Origin of the sequence: Nostocoides sp., assembly GCF_037045025.1 — a bacterium.
Taxonomy (GTDB): domain Bacteria; phylum Actinomycetota; class Actinomycetes; order Actinomycetales; family Dermatophilaceae; genus Nostocoides_A.
This window is the reverse complement of the sequence record NZ_JBAOHM010000013.1, coordinates 130,526-153,956: the sequence shown is the minus strand read 5'-3', so window position 1 is coordinate 153,956 and position 23,431 is coordinate 130,526. Positions and strand designations below refer to the sequence as shown.

General features: G+C 68.4%; 14 protein-coding genes and 1 pseudogene. 5 read left to right on the top strand and 10 right to left on the bottom strand.

Annotated features, from left to right (window positions below; genetic code table 11):
• Positions 1–107: 107 nt before the first annotated feature.
• Both V9G19_RS16505 and V9G19_RS16500 read left to right on the top strand, forming a co-directional pair.
• Entirely contained in the window at positions 108–1,835 is a 1,728-nt protein-coding gene (locus V9G19_RS16505; RefSeq protein ID WP_462286528.1) for a hypothetical protein, read from the top strand.
• A gap of 76 nt (positions 1,836–1,911) precedes the next feature.
• Positions 1,912–3,372 carry a hypothetical protein gene (locus V9G19_RS16500; protein ID WP_462286527.1) on the top strand — a complete coding sequence of 487 codons (1,461 nt, stop codon included), beginning with the start codon at positions 1,912–1,914 and terminating at the stop codon, positions 3,370–3,372.
• A 5-nt stretch (positions 3,373–3,377) separates the two neighbouring features.
• Here the strand turns inward: V9G19_RS16500 and V9G19_RS16495 are convergent, their stop codons facing one another.
• Positions 3,378–6,473 carry an AfsR/SARP family transcriptional regulator gene (locus V9G19_RS16495; protein ID WP_462286526.1) on the bottom strand — a complete coding sequence of 1,032 codons (3,096 nt, stop codon included), beginning with the start codon at positions 6,471–6,473 and terminating at the stop codon, positions 3,378–3,380.
• A 131-nt stretch (positions 6,474–6,604) separates the two neighbouring features.
• Between V9G19_RS16495 and V9G19_RS16490 the strand changes: the two genes are divergently transcribed.
• Positions 6,605–8,077 carry a hypothetical protein gene (locus V9G19_RS16490; RefSeq protein WP_462286525.1) on the top strand — a complete coding sequence of 491 codons (1,473 nt, stop codon included), beginning with the start codon at positions 6,605–6,607 and terminating at the stop codon, positions 8,075–8,077.
• A gap of 18 nt (positions 8,078–8,095) precedes the next feature.
• On the opposite strand, the gene ilvD is transcribed toward V9G19_RS16490, so the two are convergent.
• From ilvD to V9G19_RS16475, 3 genes are all read right to left on the bottom strand, one after another.
• Complete coding sequence (gene ilvD / locus V9G19_RS16485; protein WP_462286524.1) at positions 8,096–9,940, bottom strand: dihydroxy-acid dehydratase; 1,845 nt, start codon at positions 9,938–9,940, stop codon at positions 8,096–8,098.
• A 144-nt stretch (positions 9,941–10,084) separates the two neighbouring features.
• Positions 10,085–13,057 carry a S8 family peptidase gene (locus tag V9G19_RS16480; protein ID WP_462286523.1) on the bottom strand — a complete coding sequence of 991 codons (2,973 nt, stop codon included), beginning with the start codon at positions 13,055–13,057 and terminating at the stop codon, positions 10,085–10,087.
• A 120-nt stretch (positions 13,058–13,177) separates the two neighbouring features.
• Positions 13,178–13,696: a SixA phosphatase family protein gene (locus V9G19_RS16475; protein WP_462286522.1), complete on the bottom strand. Its 519-nt coding sequence runs from the start codon at positions 13,694–13,696 to the stop codon at positions 13,178–13,180.
• Positions 13,697–13,870: 174 nt separating this feature from the next.
• Here V9G19_RS16475 and V9G19_RS16470 point away from each other — a divergent pair, with 174 nt between their 5' ends.
• Positions 13,871–14,590: a DUF937 domain-containing protein gene (locus tag V9G19_RS16470; protein ID WP_462286521.1), complete on the top strand. Its 720-nt coding sequence runs from the start codon at positions 13,871–13,873 to the stop codon at positions 14,588–14,590.
• A gap of 76 nt (positions 14,591–14,666) precedes the next feature.
• Here V9G19_RS16470 and ahpF read toward each other — a convergent pair whose 3' ends face one another.
• The 4 genes from ahpF to V9G19_RS16450 form a co-directional block, all read right to left on the bottom strand.
• Positions 14,667–16,256, bottom strand: coding sequence for an alkyl hydroperoxide reductase subunit F (ahpF, locus tag V9G19_RS16465; protein WP_462286520.1), 1,590 nt, complete (start codon positions 16,254–16,256; stop codon positions 14,667–14,669).
• 14 nt (positions 16,257–16,270) lie between these two features.
• The gene (gene ahpC / locus V9G19_RS16460; RefSeq protein ID WP_462286519.1) at positions 16,271–16,834 is read right to left on the bottom strand and encodes an alkyl hydroperoxide reductase subunit C; all 564 of its coding nucleotides are present in this window, start codon (positions 16,832–16,834) and stop codon (positions 16,271–16,273) included.
• Between the two features lie 275 nt (positions 16,835–17,109).
• Entirely contained in the window at positions 17,110–18,333 is a 1,224-nt protein-coding gene (locus tag V9G19_RS16455; protein WP_462286518.1) for a hypothetical protein, read from the bottom strand.
• 47 nt (positions 18,334–18,380) lie between these two features.
• The gene (locus V9G19_RS16450) at positions 18,381–18,683 is read right to left on the bottom strand and encodes a hypothetical protein (protein WP_462286517.1); all 303 of its coding nucleotides are present in this window, start codon (positions 18,681–18,683) and stop codon (positions 18,381–18,383) included.
• Positions 18,684–18,899: 216 nt separating this feature from the next.
• On the opposite strand from V9G19_RS16450, the pseudogene V9G19_RS16445 reads away from it, so the two are divergent.
• Positions 18,900–20,211 (top strand): annotated as a pseudogene (locus V9G19_RS16445) (ISL3 family transposase).
• A gap of 151 nt (positions 20,212–20,362) precedes the next feature.
• Here the strand turns inward: V9G19_RS16445 and gatB are convergent.
• Positions 20,363–21,883: an Asp-tRNA(Asn)/Glu-tRNA(Gln) amidotransferase subunit GatB gene (gene gatB / locus V9G19_RS16440; RefSeq protein ID WP_462286516.1), complete on the bottom strand. Its 1,521-nt coding sequence runs from the start codon at positions 21,881–21,883 to the stop codon at positions 20,363–20,365.
• Between the two features lie 5 nt (positions 21,884–21,888).
• Entirely contained in the window at positions 21,889–23,415 is a 1,527-nt protein-coding gene (gene gatA / locus V9G19_RS16435; protein WP_462286515.1) for an Asp-tRNA(Asn)/Glu-tRNA(Gln) amidotransferase subunit GatA, read from the bottom strand.
• Positions 23,416–23,431: the final 16 nt, after the last annotated feature.

Sequence of the window (23,431 nt, the reverse complement as noted above, 5' to 3'; positions counted from 1 at the left end):
CAGGATCCGGGCGTATGAACGGCGAACGGTTGGGTTAAGCGGAGCTTAAGCGTCGCCCGGAAGGTTCGGAGCCAGCCAGTTCGACGGTCATCACGAAAGGCTTGCGCATGCGACGCGTCACCGCCCGGCTTGTCCTCTTGGCCGTGTCGCTCGGCATCACCGCCGCCCTGAGCGCTCCCGCCAGCCTCGGCGCCTCCGCCGCGCAGCAGTCGGCGAGCCCGGGGGCGTCGGCGTACGACTCGCTCACGCTCATCACCCCGCGGTCGGTCGACACCGGGGTGGGCTCGGTTGCGCTCACCGCCGCCCGCAACGAGTTCGAGTCCTTCCAGGTCAAGGTCGCTGCCCGGACGAAGACCGCGCGCTCCGTACGGGTGTCCCTGCTGCGGCCGTTCACCATGGCGGGCGCGCGCATCCCGGCAAGCAATGTGCGGATCTATCGCGAGGCCTACTACACGCCAACGACGATGAGCGACAGCGACCTGTCCGCGCAGTTCCCTCGCGACGCGGCGGGCACCTGCGTCGGCGACTGCCGCATACCGGATGCGTTGATCCCCGAGGTGGACGCGCTCGTCCACCAGAACCGCAATGCCTTCCCCGTCGACATCCCCGCCCACGAGAACAGGGTCGCCTGGGTGGACGTTCTCGTACCCCGCTCCGCGAAGCCGGGGACATACACCGGCACGATCCGCGTCACCGCCGATGGCGTTGTCGTCCGTGACATGCCCGTGACACTCACGGTGCTCGCCGCACGCATCCCGTCCACCCCGTCGATGGCCTCCCAGATCCTGGTCAGCTACAACGACATCGCGGCCCGCACGGACGGGGCGATCGACGTGAGCGCCACCTGGGCCCGCTATGCACAGCTTGCCGAATTGGGCCTGGACAACCGGATCGGCGTCGTCATCGAGGGTGGTGATCCCCGCGCGGGCGCCGCGGTGCTCGATCGGCTCCTCGACGGCCGGGACCCGGTGGTCCGCCTCGCCGGGGCACGGTTGACCACGGTGCCGTTCAGCTACCCTCCCGCCGCGGCGGCGTGGCGGCAGGCGCTGACCTCGATCGGCCACGCCGACGCGGCCCGCTTCTTCTGCGACGAGGTGACCACCGCGGACTGCGCCACCAGCTACGACCACGCCCTGGCCGGCTTCCCCGGCCTGGCGCTGCAAGACATCCCCGACTATCTGCACGACCCGAACCTGCCTGGCACGATCGAGCCGCGGGCCACGACGATCGTGCCGCTTGTCAACGGCATCGACGGCCACGAGGGTGAGTTCGCGACCTGGGCGGCCAGTCACCCTGGCGCACAACTGTGGGCCTACACCTCGTGCATGAGCGCCGGCTGCACGAGTGACTACACTCCCGACCCGTTCTGGAGCGGCTGGCCCGGCTACGGGATCGACCAGCCCACCACGGCGGCGCGCGCGATGGGCTGGCATGGCATCCGCCTGGGCATTGCCGGTGAGCATTATTGGGCAGCTGTGCACGGGTTCGCGCAGTCCTGGAACGCCTGCGCCGGAGTCAAACCCACCAACTGCCTCTACACCGTCGGCGGGGAGTCCGGCATGAACGGCGACGGGTTGTTGTTCTATGCTCCCAACCCCGCCGTGGTGGGCGGGCGTACCCCGATCCCGATCGAGTCCATCAGGCTCAAACGCTTCCGGGACGGACGCGAGGACAACGAGCTGCTCACGTGCGCCAAACGCGCCGGCCATTCGGCTGCAGTCGAGGCCCTGGTGGCCGCCACCTATCCCACGTTCAAGGCGCTCCCGAGTGCTGCGAGCGTGCTCTCGGCCCGCGGCACGCTCACCGGCTACCTGCGGAGCTCGGTATGCGGCTGACACCCTCGGCCGGACTTCCGACAGCTCCCCGGTTCCCCTAGAGTCACACCAGTTCTCGTCAAGAATAGAGAAACTCATGATCACGCCGCGTGTGCTCCTCGTCCAGGCGATCGTCGCCGGCTCGGCTCTTGTTCTGGGAGCTGCGCCCAGCCAGGCGGACGCCGGCTACTGCAACCTCACCGGGATGACGAAGTATCGGTGGACCAGTACGGCCACCAGCGGCACCGGGACGTTGTGGTCCGTCGCGTCGAATTGGTCACCCGCGCACGTTCCCGGCCAAGGCGACATGGCCACCGGATATGTGTGCATCCCGGCCGGCCGAACCGTCATCGCGGACGCCTACGTCAGCGCCCACATCCAGGCGATCGATATCGCCGGCACGGCGAGGCTGACCCTGCAACGCGGCTCGAAGCTCTATGTCTTCGGGTCGAAGACCACCCGGCCGTCTTACTTCCGGCAGGGGTCGAACGTCACCGTGAGCGGCGCCACGCTCGGCGGTACCGGCGCGTATGTGGTTTCCGGCCAGCTGAAGTGGAACAGCGAGTCGGCCGGCGGGACGAGCACCATCCTCAGCCGCCCGTGCCGGATGACCAACACCTGCTCGGGCACGCTGCCCTCGGGTGGCGGCGGCCAGCTGACGGTGACCGACTCCGGCACACTTGCCATCGCCCAAGGCGCTACCTCGCCAGGCGTCCAGTTGCGCGACCAGTTCCGGCTCGTGGTGCGCGGCCAGGCCACCATTCATCCGGATGGATACGTCGCGGCCGACGACGGCACGGTCACCGAGTTGCGACCTCGTGAGGATGGCGCCGGACTCGGTCAGTTGACGATCAACGGAAACGGCGGGTTCTACCAGGGCTTCCTCTTTCCCGCGCTTGGCCTGCCCAAACTCGTCAACGAGGGTCGGTTGATCAAGGCGTCCGGCGTGGGAAACAGCACCATGGAGGTGACCTATCAGCGGATCCCCACCGTGGTGGGTGTCCTCATCGCGGGCGAGGCTCAGGTCGACAGCGGTTCGCTCAGCCTGCCCGGCGGTGCCCCCGTTCCTGCCCTGGTCGCCGGTAGCGCATCGTTGAGCACCGGGACCTGTCACGTGTACGGGTGCGCCCCGGTGCCTACGGGCACGGACACGCTGATCACCACGGTCCAGGTGCCTGGCACCGACACCAACGGCGCGACCATGACGATTGCCGAGACCACCGAGACCGGGCCCGCGGGCTCCTTCACCCCGCCTGCGCGGCTCCAGGCGGCCGGCCTGGACGCGTCGTTGGCGGCACCAGCCGTGCTCACCCTCAAGTACGACAAGAAAGTGATCGGCACTCGCGCCATCGCGGACATCGGCGTGTGGCGCAAACCCGAGTCCGCGACGTCCTACACCAAGGTGGTCAACTGCAATACCGGTGCCATCCCGGCAGGACAGACCGCCTGCGTCGATCGCCGCCCCACATGGTCTAAGAAGGTGAACGGCGATGCCTACCTCACCGTGCGCACCACCGGCTTTAGCCGGTGGGTTGCCCGGGACAACAGCTTCACCTGACGCGCTCAGGGACCGACGCGAGCGCCGTCGCCGGCCGATCCCGTTGGGGTCAAAGCGAATTCGGCCAGCACGGCACGCAACGACTCGGCGACCTCGGCTGGTTGCGCCGCTGCGTGTAGCCAGACCCGCTCCTGAGTGTCCGGAGACAGCGCCGCAACGGCGGCGGCATACCCACCAGCCAGGTCGCTCTCCATGGGTGCGCGCTCGCCGGTCGGCGGCGGCGCCAAGGCATGGGCATGGGCGAACAACCGCAACGCGTCGCCGGAGCGTCCCTGCCCCGCGAGAACCGTGGCGACCGTGCGGGCGCACTGCGCCAGCGCCAGCGGCTGCTCGGTGCGGGTCGCGTGCTCCAGTGCCTCACCCAGCTCGGCGGCCAGTCGCGACAGCTCGCCGGTGGCCGCGGAGATCCGGGCAGCGGTGATCAGCGCGTCCCGCCGTTCCAGCAGCCGGTGGGGCCCGGCCAGACGAAGCGCTTCGTCGACGTGGTCGCGGGCCGCGGCGAGGTCGGCCTCGTCGATGGCGATCTCCGCCAGCGTGTTCAGAGTGTCGGCGATCCGGGTGCGATCCCCTTGGGCCCGAACCACGTCGAGCCGCTCCAGATAGCGCGCCCGCTCGGCGGCGAAGTCACCTTGCATGGCCGCGCCGATGGCCAAGACCGACAGGGTGACCGCCTGGATGCCGGCGTCGCCGGTTTCGCGCGCCAACGCCAAGGCCCCCTCGGCGGCGGCGATCCCGTCCGCAACCCGGCCGAGCCCGACCAGCGCCGCACCGAGATAACAGCGTGCGGTGGCCTCAACGGCCGGCTCGACCGGCCGCTGCAGAACGGATCGGCACAATCCCTCGGTGGCGCCAGCATCGCCTAGGTGGTAGGCGAGCCGAGCCTCCGCGACATCAACCCGGTCACGCACCGAGTCTGGCAGTTCGAGCGAACCGAGCCGGGCCAGGACATCACGCCCGCGTCGCAACCAGCCCGTGGCAAGCCACGCGTCAGCGGCGCCAACGCCCAATTCGGCGGCCGCCTCCGCCCGGCCGTGGGCGATGGCCCAATCAAGCAGCGCCAGGATGTCCTCCTGCTCGTCGGCGAAGCGCGCGAGGACGAGGTCACCATCCGCGCGGTCGATGAGCGGGATGAGTTCCTGCAGGCGTTCGGTCAACAGAGCCAGGTGCCGGACGCGCAGGGTCTCCTCGCGGTCGGCCGGCAGTTGGCCGGTGGCACGCAGTTGGGCGCGCACGGTGGAGAGGACTTGATAGCGCAGCTCGACCCGGGTGTCTTTCAACCGCACGAGCCCGGCGTCAACAAGCACCCCGAGGTGCTCGATTGGGCTGAACACATCGGCTGTCTGCGCCCCCGACACCGCTTCGAGAGTCTCCAGGTCGAAGCCGTCCTCGAAGATCACGAGATCGGCCAGGATGCTGCGAGCGCTTCCCGGCAGATAGTCGATGCTCCACTGGATCGTCCCGGCGAGGGTCCGCTGCCGCGCGGGCAGGTCGAGGGCCGTCGTTGAGACCAGGTCGAGACTGCGACGCAACCGGTCGACCGCGGTTGCGGGTGCCAAATGCCGCATTCGTGCGGCGACGAGTTCCACGGCCAGCGGTATGCCGTCGAGGAGGCGGCACAGCTCGACCACCGGGCCAACGGTGGCCTCGGTCAGTTCGAAACGCGGCCCGCTCGTCCGGGCCCGCTCGACGAAAAGTTCGACGGCGGGATAATCCAGCGCGGTCTGGGGATCGATCTCCCCCCTGCTTTCAGGAACGCGCAGCGGCGGGACGATAACGACATATTCGCTGGAGAGCCGCAGCGGCACCCGGCTGGTGGTGACCACCGTGAGCGCCGGAATCGCCTCAAGGATCGCGGCGACCGGCACTCCCGGCTCGGCCAGAGCCTCGAGATTGTCCAGGACGAGGAGCACCCTGCCGGTAGGCAGCGTCGCAGCCACCGCGTCCACTGCGCCCTCGAGCCCCGCTCGCTTCGGTTCGGCTCCACCAGCGGCCAGCGCTAAGGCACCGAACATCTCCTCGGGACCCTGCTCGTCGGTCGCCGAGGCAAAGAAGACGCCCCCGGGGAAGCCGCCGGCGCCGGCGGCTAGTTCGATCGCGAGCCGGGTTTTGCCGGTGCCGCCCGGACCGACGAGCGAGAGGAGCCTGGGACCACCGTCGGCTAGTTGTTGCCTCAGCTGCGTCAGCAGGTCGTCCCGCCCGACGGTCCTCGTCACCGGCCGCGGGACCCTGGCCTCGGCCCGCGGCCGCGGGAGAGCCGAGGCGGAGTTGTCACTGCGCGTCGACTCGGGCACCTCCGCGTCGTGGCGACCGGTCGGCGCGGTCGCGGGCGCGTCGGCCAGTTCGGGCGCGGCCAACTCGGGATCGTGGCGCAGGATGCTGACCTCCAAGGCGCGCAGCGCCTCGCCCGGGTCGATGCCCAACTCGTCGGCCAGGCGGTCCCGAGCACGAGCAAAGGTCGCCAGGGCGTCGGCCTGCCGATCCGCGCGATACAGCGCGATCATCAGCTGCGCCCAGAAGCGTTCGCGGGTGGGATGGTCGATGACCAGGCTCTCTAGCTCGAGCGCTGCGCTGCCGTGCTCCCCGCAGGCAAGCCGCAGGTCGATCAGATCCTCGACGGCGAGCAGCCGCGCGTCGTCGAGCCGCGCGACATAGGCCTGGGCGAAGGGCAACCCGCGGAGGTCTTCTAGGGCCGGGCCACGCCATTGAGCGAGGGCAAAGCTCAGGGCGTCGCGCGCTGCGACCGCGTCCCCGGACTTGGCGAGGGATCGCGCGCGCTCCCAGGCTTGCTCAAACCGAACGAGGTCGGTGCCTGCGGGGTCGAGGTCAAGGCGATAGCCCGGTGGCTGGCTGCGAAGCACCTCGCGTCCGCCTCCCGGCCCGCCGAAGGCCCGGCGCAGACCGTGGACGTAGACCTGGAGCGAGGACAGGGGCTTGGTCGGGGGATGCTCTCCCCAAAGCCCGTCGATCAACCGGTCGGTCGAGACGATCCGCCCGGTCTCGAGGGCGAGCATCGCGAGTAGGCCGCGTTGCAGGGGTCCGCCGATGGGCAGGACGCGCTCGCCTTCGCGGGCGACCAGGGGCCCCAACACACCGACGAACACGCCGCCAACGGTAGCCGCTCTTGGGGCTCTCGCCTGCGTGTTTCTGAGTCGTGACGTTAAGTGGCCGTTAAGCGGTCAACAACAAGATCTGTTCCAGGCCGGCCCACGAACGGCCGGGAGAGGCATGGAGCATGAACGGCAAGACCCTCGCGCTGATCAGCGTCACGACTCTGCTGGCCTGGCTACCGCCCGCCACCGCAACACCGAGCGTCCTCGACAACGGGTACTGCCAAAACGGCTTCGCCGGTATGGTGAAGTTCGAGTTCCAGGGGCCGGGCACCGCGTGGTCGACCGGGTCGAACTGGGTCGGCGGCCTCGCCCCCACCAACGCGAACTCCGCCAATGGTTATGTCTGCATCCCGTCCGGGAAGTCGGTCGTCATGGCGCCCGGCGAGTCGGCTCGCGTCCAGGCCATCGACGTTGATGCAGGAGCCAGTCTCGAACTCGCCGTCGCAGCGAAGCTCTATGCCAACGGGGACAAGACGGTGTTGACCTCCTACCTTCGGTCGGGTTCGCTCGTGCGCTGGTCGGGAACCTTGGGCGGCACCGGAGCCATCCTGGCCAGCGGCGCCTTGAAGTGGGAACGCGACCCGAGCAGCGCGAGCGCCCTGCAGTCGCGGCCGTGCGCCGCGACCCGCAGCTGCACAATGAACCTCGCTCCCGGCGCCGAGGGAGCCCTGACTGTCACCGACAGCGGCGTCCTGGATGTGGCTGAAACCGCTCGGCAGCGCGGTGTCAATCTCTCCGACCAGTACCAGCTCCAGGTCCGGGGACAGCTGACGATCCACGGCAGCGCCTACGTCGCGCAGGACTATGGGTCGGCGATCGAGCTGTCGCCGCAGTCCGCCAACCCGGCACTGGTCGGAGAGTTGGCTTTCGACGGCGACGGCAGTGTCTACGACGGCTGGACTTCCGCGACGCTCGCCCGAGGCAAACTGGTCAACGGTGGCTCGATCTCCAAGCCGTCGGGGACCGGAGCCAGCGTGATCGCCGTCGACTACCAAAAGACCGCGACGGGTGGAGCGAACGTGGACGTCGGGCAACTGAGCCTCCCCGACACCACTCCGACGAAAACCGACGTGCTGGCGGCCGCCACCATCGCCACCGGGAAGTGCGCAGGTGAAGGATGCCGGCCCGAGGTCAACACCAGCGATCCGGTAGCGGTTTCGGTCCAGGCACCGGGCGTCGACCCCGATGGGGCCGATGTCACGATCACCGAAACCACGGAGACCGGTCCGGCCGGATCCTTCGCCTCACCGGTATGGGTTCAGGTGGCCGGTGAACTCACGACGACCTCGACGTCGGCGGCGGTCCTGACCCTCCGGTTTGACAAGACCCTATTGTCCGGCAAGGGCATCACGGCCGCCAACAAGATCGCGATCTGGCGCAAGGAAGACACCGCGGGCGCCACCTTCGTGAAGATCGGCCCGTGCTCGAACGGCGCGATTCCCGTCGGTCAGACATCGTGCGTAGACCGGCGCGCGGCCTGGACCAAGATCTTCAGCAACACCGACTCCACCGTCGCCAACCGGGGAGACGCCCAGGTCACCGTGCGTACCACGACGTTCAGCCGGTGGGTCGCGCGCAACGACGCCCTGACCTGACCTTGTGGTCAGGGGCGGTCACGGGACGACCCGGACCGCGCCGTCGGCGGCCGAGGCGGCCATCGACGCGTATGCCCGCAGGGCGGCGCTGACCGGCCGGTCGCGATCCATCGGGGTGTAGGGCCGCTCGCGGGCCTCCTGCTTGGCCCTGCGCTCGGCGAGGACCTCTTCGGGGACAGCGAGGTTGATCGAGCGGGCGGGGATGTCGATCTCGATCGGGTCGCCGTCCTCGACGAGCGCGATCGCCCCGCCGCTAGCGGCTTCGGGAGAGATGTGCCCGATCGACAGCCCGGAGGTGCCTCCGGAGAAGCGGCCGTCGGTGATCAGCGCGCACGCCTGCCCGAGCCCACGCCCCTTGAGGAACGAAGTCGGATAAAGCATCTCCTGCATGCCCGGCCCACCCTTGGGGCCCTCGTAGCGGATGACGACGACGTCGCCCGCATCGACGCGCTTGTTGAGGATGCCGTCGACGGCATCGTCCTGGGACTCGAAGACGACGGCGGGGCCAGTGAACCGCCATCCGGATTCAGGGACACCGGCGGTCTTGACGACGCACCCGTGGGGGGCAATGTTCCCCGTCAGAACCGCAAGACCGCCGTCGATCGTGTAGGCGTGCTCCTTGTCGCGGATGCAGCCCTCGGCGGCGTCGACGTCGAGGCTCGCCCACCGGTTGCTCGTGGAGAACGGCTCGGTGGTGCGGACCCCACCGGGCGCCGCGAGGAACAGCTCGGATGCCGCCTCGCCCGCCTGGCCGGAGCGGATGTCCCACTCCCCCAGCCACTTATCGAGGCTTGGGCTGTGCACGGCGTGGACCTCGCGCTGCAGCAGCCCGGCGCGGTCGAGTTCACCCAAGATCGCCGGTATGCCGCCCGCCCGGTGGACGTCCTCCATGTGGTACTTCGGGCTGTTGGGGGCGACCTTGGCCAGGCACGGCACCCGCCGGCTGATCGCGTCGATGTCGGCCATGTGGAAGTCGAGGTCGGCCTCCCGGGCCGCGGCGAGCAAGTGCAGCACGGTGTTGGTCGAGCCGCCCATCGCGACGTCGAGCGCGAAGGCGTTGGTGAACGCGGCATACGAGGCCACCTTGCGGGGCAGCACCGAGTCATCGCCGCCGTCGTAGTAGCGGCGGCACAAGTCGACCACCAGCGCCCCGGCGCGCAGGAACAGATCCTTGCGCGCGGCATGGGTGGCCAGGGTGGATCCGTTGCCGGGCAAAGACAAACCGATCGCCTCGGTGAGGCAGTTCATCGAGTTGGCGGTGAACATACCCGAGCAGGAGCCGCACGTGGGGCAAGCCGAGCGCTCGATCGCGCCGAGTTGGTCGTCGGTGACGGCGTCGTTGGAGCTGGCGATCATCGCGTCGATCAGGTCGATCTTCTCGTGGACGATGCCCTCGATGGCCACCGTCTTGCCGGCCTCCATCGGGCCCCCCGAGACAAAGACCGCCGGGATGTTCAGCCGGAGGGCGGCGAGCAGCATACCGGGAGTGATCTTGTCGCAGTTGGAGATGCACACCAGGGCATCGGCGCAGTGCGCGTTGACCATGTATTCGACAGCGTCGGCGATGAGTTCGCGGCTGGGCAGCGAATAGAGCATCCCGGCGTGACCCATCGCGATCCCGTCATCGACGGCAATCGTGTTGAACTCCTTGGCCACTCCTCCGGCCTCGGCGACCGCGCCGGCGACCAGCTGACCGAGATCCTTCAGGTGCACATGCCCCGGGACGAACTGGGTGAAGCTGTTGGCGATCGCGACGATCGGCTTGCCGAAGTCGTCGTCGGTCATCCCGGTCGCGCGCCACAAGGCCCGGGCTCCCGCCATGGTCCGGCCGTGGGTCGATGTGCGCGAGCGCAGTTCAGGCATACCCGATGATCGCATCATCCGTGGCTGGCGGGGGTGGGCGATCGGGTGCTGAACGCAAAACCCCTTGCCGGCGGGGTGGTCCCGCCGGCAAGGGGTCTGCGTGTGTCGGACGCTACTTCTGTTGGACGCTACTTCTGTTGGACGCTACTTCAGGATCGCCACCAGCGTGCGGCCGATCGGGTTGGTCCCGTCGGTCCAGGTGACATAGCCGAGATAGCGGGTGTTGGCGCTAAGCCCGGACCAGCTGAACGTCCGCGTCACCGGCTGGCCGGTCGTGACCGGCCCGCTGGCGGGCGAGACGGTCAGGTTGCCCTCGTCGGTGGTCCCGACGGCGAAGCTGTTTACCTGGATGTCGAGCGTCGCGGGCGTGCCGGCGAAGTAGGTGGCCTGAACGGTGTAGGTGCCGCCGACGTCGCTGCCACTGAGGTTGACCGCCTCTTCGGCCGTGGCGCCACCGGAGCTACCGACCGTCGTGGTGCCGCGCCGGACGACGAGGTCGACGTCGGTGCCCGAGGGGTAGTCGGCGTCATAGGTCGCGAAGCGGGCCACCTTGGTCCCGGCGGGGATGGTGACGGTGACGGTCGTCGCCGCCCCCTTGGGGGTGGTCGTCGTGTTGACCGTCGCCGGCTCCAGGCCCGCCACGGTCGAGGACAGCGTGCCGGTGTAGCCCGGCGAGACCGTGACCGGCTTCGATCCAGATGTGCCGGTGCCGGTGACCTCGGCCGGCGCACCGACCACGACCGGCTTGAGCGCGATCGAGCTGCGCACCACATGGCCCTTGGTGTCGGTCCAGGTCAGCGACCCGAAGGCCCACTGGTCCAACGGAGCGGTGGTCCGGGTGAAGGTCATCGTGAACGGCTTGGTCTTTTGCGCTCCGATGGTCAAGCTCGCGGCGCTGAGGCGGGCGGTGAAGCCCGGCACCGAGATCTTGCCCTTGTAGGTGCTCGACGCCCCGGTCACATTGGTCAGCAAGCGCTTGACCTGGCGGGAACCGGCGACGTCGTTGACCGCGATGCTCGGGTAGTTGAAGTTGCTCGGGTCGGTCCCACCGTAGGTCTGGCAGAAGCTCGCCGAGGTCACCAACTGGAACTGGCCGATGGCGCAGCCGTACTTGTACCAGTCGACCTGCCGGTTGCCGTAGACCAGGCCCGGGTTGAACATGCTCTTCGGCACGACATGACCGTTGCCGTAGTCCAGCGGGGTGGCGTCGTGGCCGGCCCGCTGGATCGGGGCGCCGGTGTTGTCCTTGGTGGTCGCGGTCGTCATCATCGCGGACTTGATCCACATCGGCTGCCAGTTCGGGTGCTTCTGGATCAGCAGCGCGGCCAGACCGGAGATATGCGGCGCCGACATCGAGGTGCCGGAGTTCGCGTTGAAGTTGTTCCCACCCGCGTCACCGGCGGGAGAGACGGCCGCGATGACGTCGACGCCCGGCGCGGTGATGTCCGGCTTGAGCAGATCGCCCCCACCCGCCAAGGCGGGACCGTAGGACGAGAAGCCCGCCATCTGGGGAGCCCGCACCTGGCTCGCGTTCCGCGGGCTGATCGTGGCCGTCGGGTTGGTCGCCGAAGCGACGTACGCCTTGATCGCGGCACCATCGGTGCCGTTGACGTGGCTCGTGGGCACCGAGTGGAAGTCGGCGTTGAGCGACTCGGCGTCGGTGTTGTTGGCCAGGATCATGCCGATCCCACCGGCCTCCTGAACGGCTGCGCTCTTGTTGACGCGCGCGGTCGTTCCGCGGGTGCAGATGACGATCTTGCCGTTCACCTTGGCCGGGTCGAGCGCCAGGCCGCCGTCAGCGGTGCCGTAGCAGAGCGTCGCCTGGTTGGGGTCGGCGCCAGCGGCGGCCGCGGCAGTGCTGTTGATCAGCGGCGCCGGCCCGACGCCGGTCGGGGAGACCCCGACACCGGGATAGGTAGAGCCATTGCCGAGGGTGACGGTGTTGGTCGAGCCCCGGTCGTGCGTGCTCGCGGCCACGGTCGTGGTCCAGGGAGCGTTGTGCGCGACGCTGCTCGTGCCCACGGCGTCGCCGTCATTGCCGGCGCTGGTCGAGACGAAGACACCGGCGTCGGCGGCTCCGAGGAAGGCGATCTCGTCCGGGCCGACAATGTAGGTCCGGGAGCCGGAAATCGAGTAGTTGATGACGTCGACCCCGTCGGCGACTGCGTCGTCGATCGCGTGGACGATACCCTCGGTGCTGCCCGAGGCGCGCCCGTCGGTCGTTGCCCACAAGACCTTGTATGCCGCCAGCCGCGCCACCGGGGCCATGCCGGACGCGGTTCCGACGACGCCGCCGTTGATGACTGCCTGGACGCCATTGTTGCCCGCCGCCGTGCTTGCCGTGTGCGAGCCGTGCCCGTTGTAGTCACGTGGCGAGTTGAACTCGAAGCTGTTGATCGTGTTGTTCTCGGTGTAGTAGCGGGCGCCGATGAGCTTGTTATTGCACGGGACCGGTTCCTCGGTGCCCGACACGCACGCGCCACGCCACTTGCGGTTGATCAGCGCCCAGTCCGGACGCGGCTCGGGCAGGGCAGCGAAGGAAGGGTTCTCCGGCCAGATGCCGGAGTCGAGGTCACCGACGATGATGCCCAGGCCCGCCCGGGCCTTGTTGCGGAACTGCTTGGCCCACACCCCGTTTGTCCCGGTGAGCCCGAGGAAGTCGGGCGTCGAGATCGTGTCCGCGTAGCGGGTCTCGTTCTCCCACACGTGGGCAACGCCTGCCGTCTTCTTCAGCTTGGCTGCCTGCGCCGACGTCAGCTTGGCGCTGAAGCCGTTGAACGCCACCGTGTAGTCGCTCCGCTTGGCAGCGGTGGAGATTCCGGCGCTGCGCAGGGCGGCGTCGTGCCGCTCGACGAGGTGGCGGGTGTATGCCCGTGCATTGGTGGTTCTGGTGTCGATGCGCTCGCCGTCGGCGGGCTTGGTCCGCTCGAAGCCCGATCCGCCGTTGAAACTGGCGAGCGGACTGTCGTCGGTCATCACGATGTAGGTCGTGGTTCGTGCTGTGTCAGCCGCGGGGGCGGCTGCGGTGGGTGTGCTGGCGGCCAGGGAGGCCAGCGGCAGCACGGCGGCCCCGGCGGTGGCGGCGGCCACCTTCAGGCGGAGCGGTGAGTGCGGCATACGGGGGAATTCCTTCCAATGGGTAACAAGCGTCCAAAGACTAAAGAGTGGACACCGGCACCGTAGTCGTCGTGTGTCCTTCGGGGGAAGGGGCTGTGAACTGCGAATTTTCCCGGACCGCTAGGGCCTGACGAAGTAGCGCAGCAATGCAGCACCGGCACCGAGACCGGACCAGCGCCCGGAGTAGCGCAACACCGCGAAGGCCCCCGGCGGAAATCCATGGCACATCTGCTCGTGGGCCGTGCCCCGGCCCTGACCGTCGGCCAGGAAACTGGCCAGGGCAGGCACACCGGGGGCGTGACCGACGAGCATGACGACATCGGCGTCGTCGTCCGCCCCCCGCACGACGGCGAGCAGCGCGTCGGCGGGCGCGTTGTAGATCTGCCGGTCGAAGTGGACATCGGCCTCGCCGCACCCACCGTCCCAGATCCCTTCGGCGGTCTGCCGCGTTCGCTCGGCGGTGGAGCACAGCACTTGATCAACGCCGAGGGCGTGCTCGCGCAACCAGCGGCCGGCCGACTGCGCCTGCGTGTGGCCGGTCTCGGTCAGCTCGCGCTCGTGGTCACCCTCCGGGCTGGACGCGACCGCCTCCGCATGCCGCAACAGGATGAGGGTCCGGTCCATGGCCGCCGTGGTCATACCCCCAGCATGCTCCAATCCTCGGTCAAACACAGCGGCGGGAGGCAAGAAGCCTGCTTGCTGAGCCGCCCCGTGGTGGGTTTGGCTTGATACCTTCTGCGGAAGAAATCGCCCGGCAGCGGAGCCGGGCGAGCCGCGTCCACGGACGCCCGACGAGAACGAGGCAGCCCACCGATGACCAACCCCGTTGACGACATCCTCAACAGCCTGGATATCGACCAGCTCGCCGCCCAGGTCGGCGCCGACCCCGCCGAGGTGGAGCAGGCCACCGCGGCGGCCCTGCCCGCGTTGTTTGGCGGGTTGGACGCCAATGCGCAAGACCCGGCCGGTGCCGCATCGATCCTCGATGCCCTCGGCCAGCACGACCCGTCGTTGCTCGACGGCGGCGTCGACCTCGCTCAGGTGGACCCCGCCGACGGCGAGGCGATCACCCAGCACATTTTCGGCGGCAACACCGATGCTGTCTATAACCAGCTCGGGCAGTATGGCGCTGCCGGCGGCCTCGGCGGCAGCCTGTTCCGGCGGTTGCTGCCGATCCTCGCACCGATCGTGTTGTCCTATGTCATGAAGCAGATGAGCCAGCGCAGTGGTGGCCCGGCCGGCGGGTCCGGCGGCGGGCTCGGCGACATCCTCGGCCAGGTGCTGGGGGGCGGCGGCGCCGCCTCGGCCCCGCAGGACAGCCGCGTCGACCCGAACGCCCTCCCGCAGCGCACCGACGCACCCCAATCGGCGCCGGAGCAGTCGTCGGGCCAGCCCAACCTCGACTCGATCCTCAAGGACGTCCTCGGCCAGGGCGCGGGCAGCCAGTCCAGCCGGACCGAGCAGCAGCAAGGTGGTGGCGGCGGCATCCTGAGCGACATCCTCGGCGGCCTGCTCGGCGGCGGTCGCCGGTAGCGTTCGTCGCGCCGACGGCCGGTCGCGCCGAAGGCCCGGACCGATGTCGGTCCGGGCCTTCGCGGCATACGAGCCGTTAGGCAATCGCGAGCGCGGCCTCCTGGGGCGCGGGCGTGCGAATGAGGTAGTCGAACGCCGATAGGGCGGCCGTCGCACCGGTTCCGCTGGCGATGGTGATCTGCTTGAACGGAACGGTCGTGACATCACCGGCGGCGAAGACGCCAGGGATGGACGTCACGCCGCGGCCGTCGACGACGACCTCGCCGCGGTCGCTGAGTTCCAGGGTGCCTTTGACCCATTCGGCGTTGGGCAGCAGGCCGATCTGGACGAAGACACCGTCGAGGTTGATCGTCTCGGCGTCGCCGCCTTCGCGCGGTTCGGTGGTCAGGCCGGTGACCTTGGTGCCGTCGCCGATGACCTCGGTGGTGCGCCGGCCGAGGTGGACCTCGGTGTTGGGCAGGCTCTCGAGCTTGTCGACGAGGACGTCGTCGGCGCGCAACTGGTCGAGGAATTCGACGACCGTGACGTGCCCGACGATGCCGGCCAGGTCGATCGCCGCCTCGATGCCGGAGTTGCCGCCGCCAATGACGGCGACGCGCTTGCCCGTGAAGAGGGGGCCGTCGCAGTGCGGGCAAAAGGTGACGCCCTTGTTGCGGTAGTCCTCTTCGCCGGTGCAGCCCATCGTGCGCCAGCGGGCGCCGGTGGCGATGATGACGGTGCGGCCCTGAAGTGTTGCGCCGGAGGCGAGTTCGACGCTGTGGTAGCCACCCGGCTGCTCGGCCGGGATGAGCTTGGCGGCATGCTGGCCGAGAACGACCTCCACGCCATACGACCGCACGTGCTGCTCGAGGTCGGCCGCCATCCGCGGCCCCTCGGTGTGCGCGACCGACGGGTAGTTCTCGATCGCCATCGTGTCGTTGAGCTGGCCGCCGAAGCGTTCGGCGACGATGCCGGTGCGGATGCCCTTGCGGGCGGTATAGATCGCCGCGCTGGCGCCGGCCGGGCCGCCGCCGATGATGAGCACCTCGAAGGGCTCCTTGGCGTCGACCTTGGCCGCCGCCTTGGCGTCGGCGCCCTCGTCGACCTTGCCGAGGATCTGCTCCAGGCTCATCCGGCCGGAGTCGAAGAGTTCGCCGTTGAGGTAGACGGTCGGGACGGCCTGGATGCCCTTCTCGGCGACCTCGTCCTGGAAGAGCCCGCCCTCGATCGCCGTGTGCGAGACGTGATCCGGGTTCAGGACGCTCATGATGTTCAGCGCCTGCACCGCGTCGGGGCAGTTCTGGCACGACAGCGACATATAGGTCTCGAACTGCAGCGGCTTGGTCAGCGCCTTGATCTGCTCGGCCGTGTCGTCCTCGATCTTCGGCGGGTGGCCGCCGACGTGCAGCAGGGCGAGGACGAGCGAGGTGAACTCGTGACCGAGCGGTATGCCGGCGAAGGTCACGTACACGTCGGTGCCGGTCCGCGCGATCCGGAACGAGGGACGACGCGCGTCGTCCCCGTTCCGGACGTGCGTGACCTGCTCGCTCAGCCCGGCGATCTCGTCGAGTAACTCGGCCATCTCTGCCGACTTCGCGGAGTCATCGAGCGAGCTGATCAACTCGATGGGCTGCCGGACGTTGGTCAGATAGGTCCGCAGCTGGTCTTTCAGTGCCGGGTCGAGCATTGGTGGTGTCGGCCTCAGATCTTGCCGACGAGGTCGATGGACGGCTTCAAGGTCTCGGCGCCCTCTTCCCACTTGGCGGGGCAGACCTCGCCGGGGTGGTTGCGGACATACTGCGCGGCCTTGACCTTGCGGACGAGCTCGGCGGCGTTGCGGCCGACGCCCTCACACGTGACCTCCATGACCTGGATGATCCCGTCGGGGTCGATGAGGAAGGTGGCGCGGTCGGCCAGGCCCTGGCCCTCACGCATGTTCTCGAAGTTGTTGGTGATCACACCGGCCGGGTCGCCGAGCATGAAGTACGTGATCTTGCCGACGGTCTCGGACTCCTTGTGCCACGCGGCGTGCACGTGGTGGGTGTCGGTCGAGACGGAGTAGACCTCGACGCCGAGCTGCTGCAGCTCGTCGTACTGGTCGGCCAGGTCGCCGAGCTCGGTGGGGCAGACGAAGGTGAAGTCGGCGGGGTAGAAGAAGAAGATCGCCCACTTGCCCAGCACGTCCTTGTCGCTGACCTCGACGTATGCGCCGTTGTGGAATGCCTGGGTCGTGAACGGCTTGAGGGGGGTGTTGATGAGGGACATCGAGTCTGTTCGCTCCTTCGACGCGGGTGGTCACTCCAGTATGCCGACGCTGGCACTCACCGTGTCGTGAACTGGAGTGATTCCAGTTTACACGTCGGATATGGGACGGTTGGACGCGGGCCCGTGAACAGCCTGAACCCGGTCCAGCTGACCGCCCTGTCCCGGGTCGCGCCCGCTGCATTGATCGGCTGCCGATGGTTGGCACGCGTTCGGCGAACTGCGCCAACAGGAGGAAGGTCCAGCAAAGGTGCGCCGCCGGGCACCTTATTCTGGACCTAACCGCCGGTAGAGGTTTGAACCCGGTCCCCTGACCGCAGCGGCGGGTCGTGGGAACCGTGAGTGAAGCCAGCTTCTCGGGCAGTCGCTTCGTCGCAAAATGTCGCCGATCGAGCACCCTCGGTCCGTTCGTATAACTCGCCGCACGCAGGCAGGTGATAGATCCCCCCAAAGTCCAGGGTGGCCTTGACAACCGCTGCGCTCTCTTCAGCTGACTTCCTACCTGACGGCAACGGGGCGGGCGCGGATGACGGATTCGGCACCGCAGCCCCCTCAGCGTCCACTCCGGAAGCGAACTTCCCCAAGCCCAGGTTGGCGAGCTTGTCCAGCAGGCGTTCGGAGAACCCGGCAAGGAATGCGACGAACGCCGCTTCGACGTGCATCGTGCTATCGGCCCAGTCGACACGAGTAAAGATGTCGCCCAAGGCGCCCCAGGCGTGAAGTGCGTCCACCGCGAGCACGCTGGACATTCCGGAGAGGGCACCGACGACCGGCGTGAGGAAGAGGATGGGCCACCCAATGCGGCGGTCAGTGTTGTTCTCGGCCCGCAAGACCAAGAGCAGACGACTGATCGAGGCTCCCGCGATCCCCCAGACCGCAAACCCGGGGTTTCCCAACACGGTTACCATCGCTACAACAAACCCGGCGAGCAGGATTGCCAGCCAATACGCCTTTCGGTACGTCGTGAGTCGCTGCCGGTCCTCGGCAACACCAAGCTCGGCCGCCGTGCGGATCGCCAAGGACAACCACGCACGACGATCCGCTGGCTCGGAGTCTGTTTTCAGCAATCCGTTGGCGAGCCACTTATGCGATGCGGGCAGGCGCGCGGCATACTCCGTGGCCATCGGCGCGAGGTTTGCGTCCTTCGTCAGCCTGGCCTCTTCGGCCTCGACCCGAAACTGAGCCAGAACAATCAGCGCTTCGACAAGCTCCGCGTCCGAGTCAAGCTCCGCGTCCGAGTCAAGCTCACCGAGCGCGACCTTTCGGGTTGGCAAGGACGGGTTCGGGTTAAGCTCGAGCTCGAGTTCGCGCTCGACTCGCTTCTTCTCGCCCAGGAGGACATGCTTCATTGGCAGCAGCGAGAATCGCCGCCGGGACAGGGTTATCGCGATGACGAAGGCTCCGAACGCTAACGTCGCCAGTACAAATGTCCGGAACCGCTCGCCCTCACCGGCAACAGCCCAGAAGTCCCACCACCAGTCGGGTACATCCTTGGCGGCCATAAGGTGCGCCCCTTCCCTTCCTGCTCGACCCCCGAGTCGAGCTTCGTTCAGGCGGTTGCCCGGTTGGTCATGGAGACGTGGCCAGCGGCATCGGAGCGGCCCTCAGCCTCCACCACCCTGTAGAACCCGTAGATCGCGGACAGCACTGCCCCCGCCAACCAACCGGGATCGCCGAGTATTGCCACCGCCACGATGGCAATGCCCAGGGGCAACAGCAGGTCGATGATATTGCGGAAGTAGATGGCTAAGCCGATCCCTCCCGCCAGGAATCCGATCACGGCAGCTAGACCTGCGCTCTTGCCGTGCGGTGGGGGCAGCTTGCTCATCAGCGTGCCGACTTCGGTGACCATCACGGCCCCTTTCAGGTCCACGCTCGACCAGAATGCGAGCGCCTTTTCGTCTAACCAGGATGGGTCGACGTAGCCACTCTCAGGCCCGCCGCTTAAGACGCGCTTAACGGGCTCTTCCCAAACGAGAGTGTGGGGGGTGGCGCGTCGCTGCCGGGTTGAGGGTCGAGGTCTTCCGATGATGGAAGCTCTGACACTTCCCATCTGGAAGACCTCGACATGGCTGACGTTACCTTCACCTGCCCCGACCTGGACACCTTCACCGGTGTTGATGATCTCGGTCTGGTCATCACGGGGCAGCGGCTTGAGACCGATCGTGCGGTGCTGGCCTGCCGGGTCCTCGAGCCCGATCCGTGGTGTCGGCGCTGCGGGAGCGAAGGCCGGGTGCGGGACACGGTCGTGCGCCGGCTGGCGCATGTCCCGTTCGGGTGGCGGCCAACAGTTTTGGAGATCACGGTCCGCCGCTACCGCTGCGGGGCGTGTGGGAAGGTGTGGCGCCAGGACACCAGCCGAGCAGCCGAGCCGCGCGCGAAGCTGTCCCGGGCCGCGCTGGCCTGGGCGTTGGAGGCGTTGGTCCTCTACCACCTGACGGTCGCCCGGGTCGCCGAGGCGTTGGCGGTGGCCTGGGACACCGCGAACGACGCGGTTCTGGCTGAAGGACGTCGGGTGTTGATCGATGACCCGGACCGGTTCAATGGTGTGGCTGTCGTTGGCGTGGACGAGCACTGTTGGCGGCACACCCGCAAGGGCGAGAAGTACGTCACCGTGATCATCGATCTGACGCCGGTGCGGGACAAGACGGGGCCGGCCCGGCTGCTGGATATGGTCGAGGGCCGCTCCTCAGCGGTGTTCGCGACCTGGCTCGCGGAGCGGGACCCGGCCTGGCGGGAGGGGATCGAGGTCGTCGCGATGGATGGCTTCACCGGGTACAAATCCGCGGCCGCCCAAGAACTCCCGTCCGCCACCGCGGTGATGGATCCGTTTCACGTGGTCCGCTTGGGCGGCGACGCTCTCGATCAGACACGCCGCCGGGTCCAGCAGGCCACGACCGGCCACCGCGGCCGCAAAGGCGATCCGCTGTATGCCGCGCGGCGGACCCTGCACACCGGCGCCGATCTGCTCACCGACCGCCAACGCGCCCGCATCGAGGCGTTGTTTGCCGTTGAGGACCATGTCGAGGTCGAAGCGACCTGGGGCATCTACCAGCGAATGATCGGCGCCTACCGCGATCCCGACCGTGCCGCCGCCAAGGCCCGGATGCAGGCTGTCATCGACTCCATCAGCGCCGGCGTCCCGGCCGCGCTCACCGAGATCATCACCTTGGGCCGGACCCTGAAGAAGCGCGCCGCGGACATCCTGGCCTACTTCGACCGGCCCGGCACCTCAAACGGGCCCCACCGAGGCCCTGAACGGCCGGCTCGAACACCTGCGCGGCTCCGCCCTCGGGTTCCGGAACCTGACCAACTACATTGCCCGCAGTCTGCTCGAAGCCGGCGGATTCAGACCCCAACTACACTCTCGTTTGGGATGAGCCGCTTAACGGCGCCCGGCACTGCAGCCAGCCGCGGCCGACCATCACCTGAGCTTGGGCTAGAGGTTGACCAGCGGGCTGTGTGGAGAGCAGCTTCGTGGCGAGGCGGACAACGCGGCCGGTGTCGGCGCGCGCCGATCAGCCCGCTCGCTCAGGTCAGCTGCGACAAGATGAGTTCGCGGGCGGCGGCGGCGTCGGCTTGGCCCTTCATCTCCTTCATCACCTGGCCAATGAGGGCACCAGCAGCCTGGACCTTCCCGTCGCGGACCTTCTGCGCGACATCGGGATTCGCGGCGATGACCTTGTCGACCGCGGCTTCGAGGGCGCCGCTGTCCTGGACCAGCTCGAGCCCGCGGGCATCGGCGACCACGGTGGGGGCGCCGTCGCGGGCGAGGACGCCGTCCCAGACCTGGCGGGCCATCGCGTCGTTCAATCGGCCCGAGGTGACCAGGCCTTCCAACTCGACGACGTGGGCTGGCGTCACGGCGAGTTGCGCGGCATACGCGGGGACGTCGAGGCCCTCGGCGTTGGCGCGGCGGGCGATCTCGCCCGACCACCACTTGCGCGCGGCGGCGGGGCTGGCACCGGCGGCGACGGTCTCCTCGATGAGATCGACGAGATTGGCGTTGACGACATCGCGCATCTCCAAATCGCTGTAGCCCCAGGCGGATTGCAGCCGCTTGCGACGAGCGGCGGGCGGCTCCGGCAGCGTGGCGCGCAGCGCCTCCACCAGCTCCGCGCTCGGCGCGACCGGGACGAGGTCGGGCTCGGGGAAATAGCGATAGTCCTCGGCATCCGACTTCACCCGGCCGGACGTCGTGATCCCCGTGTCCTCGTGCCAGTGCCGGGTCTCCTGGACCACCGCGCCGCCGCCGGTGAGGATCGCGGCGTGGCGCCCGATCTCGAAGCGGACCGCCCGCTCGATCGAGCGCAGCGAGTTGACGTTCTTGGTCTCGCTGCGCGTCCCAAAGGTCGCCGATCCCCGCGGCATCAGCGAGAGGTTGACGTCGCAGCGCATCGAGCCCTGCTCCATACGAACGTCCGAAACTCCAAGCGCAGCAAGCAGATCGCGCAGCGTCGCGACATAGGCGCGCGCGATCTCCGGCGCGCGCTCCCCCGCGCCGGTCATCGGCTTGGTGACGATCTCGATCAGCGGAATGCCGGCCCGGTTGTAGTCGACGAGCGAATGCGTCGCGCCGTGGATGCGCCCGGTCGCGCCACCGACGTGCAGCGACTTGCCGGTGTCCTCCTCCATGTGGGCGCGCTCGATCTCCACCCGGTAGGTCGTGCCGTCGGCCAGTTCCACATCAAGGTGACCGTCGTGCGCGATCGGTTCGTCATACTGCGAGGTCTGGAAGTTCTTGGGCATGTCCGGGTAGAAGTAGTTCTTCCGCGCGAACCGGCACCACGGCGCGATCTGACAGTTGAGCGCCAGGCCGATCCGGATCGCCGACTCGACGCCCTTCTCGTTGACCACCGGCAGCGCCCCCGGCAGCCCGAGGCACACCGGGCATACCTGCGTATTGGGCTGCGCCCCAAAGGTGGTCGCGCAGCCGCAGAACATCTTGGTCGCCGTGTTGAGCTCGACATGCACCTCCAGGCCCATCACCGGCTCGTATGCCGCTAGGGCATCTTCGTAGGGCAGGGTCGCTTCGGTCGTCGTCTGGGTCATGCTGTTCACGCCCCCGTCACGGTCGCGGCGGTCAGGTCGGGAGCCTGGCCGAGGATTGGCGCGCCCCACGCGTCGAGCAAGCGCGCCTCGAGGGCGGCGCCCACGGCATACAGTCGATCGTCTTGCGTTGCGGGAGCGAGGATTTGGAAGCCCACCGGCAGCCCATCCTCGGGTGCCACTCCGCTCGGCAGCGACATCCCCGGCACCCCAGCGAGATTCGCCGGAATCGTCGCAATATCGTTGAGATACATGGCCATTGGGTCGTCGATCTTGTCGCCGAAGCGGAACGCCGTTGTCGGCGCCGTTGGGCTGACGAGGACATCGGCCTGCTCAAACGCCCGGGCGAAGTCGTCGGCGATCAGCCGCCGCACCTTCTGGGCCGAGCCGTAATAGGCGTCGTAGTAGCCGCTGGAGAGGGCGTAGGTGCCGAGGATGATCCGGCGCTTGACCTCGTCGCCGAAGCCCGCCTCGCGGGTTGCCGCCATCACTTGCTCGGCGGTTGGCTCGTCGATGCCCTCGGGGAAGACCCGCAGGCCATAGCGCATTGCATCGAACTTGGCGAGGTTCGAGCTCGCCTCACTCGGCAGGATGAGGTAGTAGGCCGCCAGCGCGTAGACGAAGTTGGGGCAGGACACCTCGACAACCTGCGCGCCGGCATCGACGAGATGTTGCACCGCCTCGTCGAACCGTTGCTGGACGCCGGCCTGGAATCCCTCGCCGGTCAGCTCACGGACGATCCCGATCCGCATGCCTGCGACATCCGCGCGCCTGGCCGCCTCGACCACTGCGGGGACGGGCGCGTCGATCGAGGTCGAATCCATCGGGTCGTGCCCACCCATGACCTCGTGCAGCAGCGCGGTGTCGAGCACGGTGCGGGCGCACGGGCCGGCCTGGTCAAGCGAACTGGCCAGTGCCACAAGGCCATAGCGTGAGACGCCACCATAGGTCGGCTTGGTGCCGACGGTCCCGGTGACGGCGGCCGGCTGGCGGATCGAGCCGCCGGTGTCGGTCCCGGTTGCGAGCGGCGCCTGGAAGCTGGCGAGCACCGCGGACGAGCCGCCGCCAGACCCACCCGGGATCCGCTCCAGATCCCACGGGTTGCGGGTCGGCCCGTATGCCGAATGCTCCGTCGAGGAGCCCATCGCGAACTCGTCCATGTTGGTCTTGCCGAGGATCGGCATACCGGCCGCCTTGATCTGCGCGACAACGGTCGCGTCATAGGGCGGAATCCAGCCGTGCAGGATCTTCGAGCCGCACGTCGTCGGCAGGCCGCGGGTCGTCATGACGTCCTTCACGGCGATCGGGACACCGGCGAGCACCGGCAGGCTCTCCCCCGCCGCCCGCCGCTCGTCGATCGACCGCGCCGTGGCGAGGGCACCGTCCGCGTCGACGTGCAGGTAGGCGTGCACGAGGCCGTCGACGACCGTTGTGCGGTCGAGGCAGGCCTGGGTGATCTCGAGCGAGGAGACCTGCCCGGAGGCGAGCAGATCGGCGAGTTCGGCCGCGGTCTTGGTGTTGAGTTCGGTTGTCACGGAAGTGGTTTCGCTT

What these genes read in the sequence shown, in the direction of transcription:
- V9G19_RS16505 (WP_462286528.1), top strand. Translation starts at nt 108, where the DNA reads ATGCGACGCGTCACCGCCCGGCTTGTCCTCTTGGCCGTGTCGCTCGGC.
- V9G19_RS16500 (WP_462286527.1), top strand. Translation starts at nt 1,912, where the DNA reads ATGATCACGCCGCGTGTGCTCCTCGTCCAGGCGATCGTCGCCGGCTCG.
- V9G19_RS16490 (WP_462286525.1), top strand. Translation starts at nt 6,605, where the DNA reads ATGAACGGCAAGACCCTCGCGCTGATCAGCGTCACGACTCTGCTGGCC.
- ilvD (WP_462286524.1), bottom strand. Translation starts at nt 9,940, where the DNA reads ATGCCTGAACTGCGCTCGCGCACATCGACCCACGGCCGGACCATGGCG.
- V9G19_RS16480 (WP_462286523.1), bottom strand. Translation starts at nt 13,057, where the DNA reads ATGCCGCACTCACCGCTCCGCCTGAAGGTGGCCGCCGCCACCGCCGGG.
- V9G19_RS16475 (WP_462286522.1), bottom strand. Translation starts at nt 13,696, where the DNA reads ATGACCACGGCGGCCATGGACCGGACCCTCATCCTGTTGCGGCATGCG.
- V9G19_RS16470 (WP_462286521.1), top strand. Translation starts at nt 13,871, where the DNA reads ATGACCAACCCCGTTGACGACATCCTCAACAGCCTGGATATCGACCAG.
- ahpF (WP_462286520.1), bottom strand. Translation starts at nt 16,256, where the DNA reads ATGCTCGACCCGGCACTGAAAGACCAGCTGCGGACCTATCTGACCAAC.
- ahpC (WP_462286519.1), bottom strand. Translation starts at nt 16,834, where the DNA reads ATGTCCCTCATCAACACCCCCCTCAAGCCGTTCACGACCCAGGCATTC.
- V9G19_RS16455 (WP_462286518.1), bottom strand. Translation starts at nt 18,333, where the DNA reads ATGGCCGCCAAGGATGTACCCGACTGGTGGTGGGACTTCTGGGCTGTT.
- V9G19_RS16450 (WP_462286517.1), bottom strand. Translation starts at nt 18,683, where the DNA reads ATGGTCACCGAAGTCGGCACGCTGATGAGCAAGCTGCCCCCACCGCAC.
- gatB (WP_462286516.1), bottom strand. Translation starts at nt 21,883, where the DNA reads ATGACCCAGACGACGACCGAAGCGACCCTGCCCTACGAAGATGCCCTA.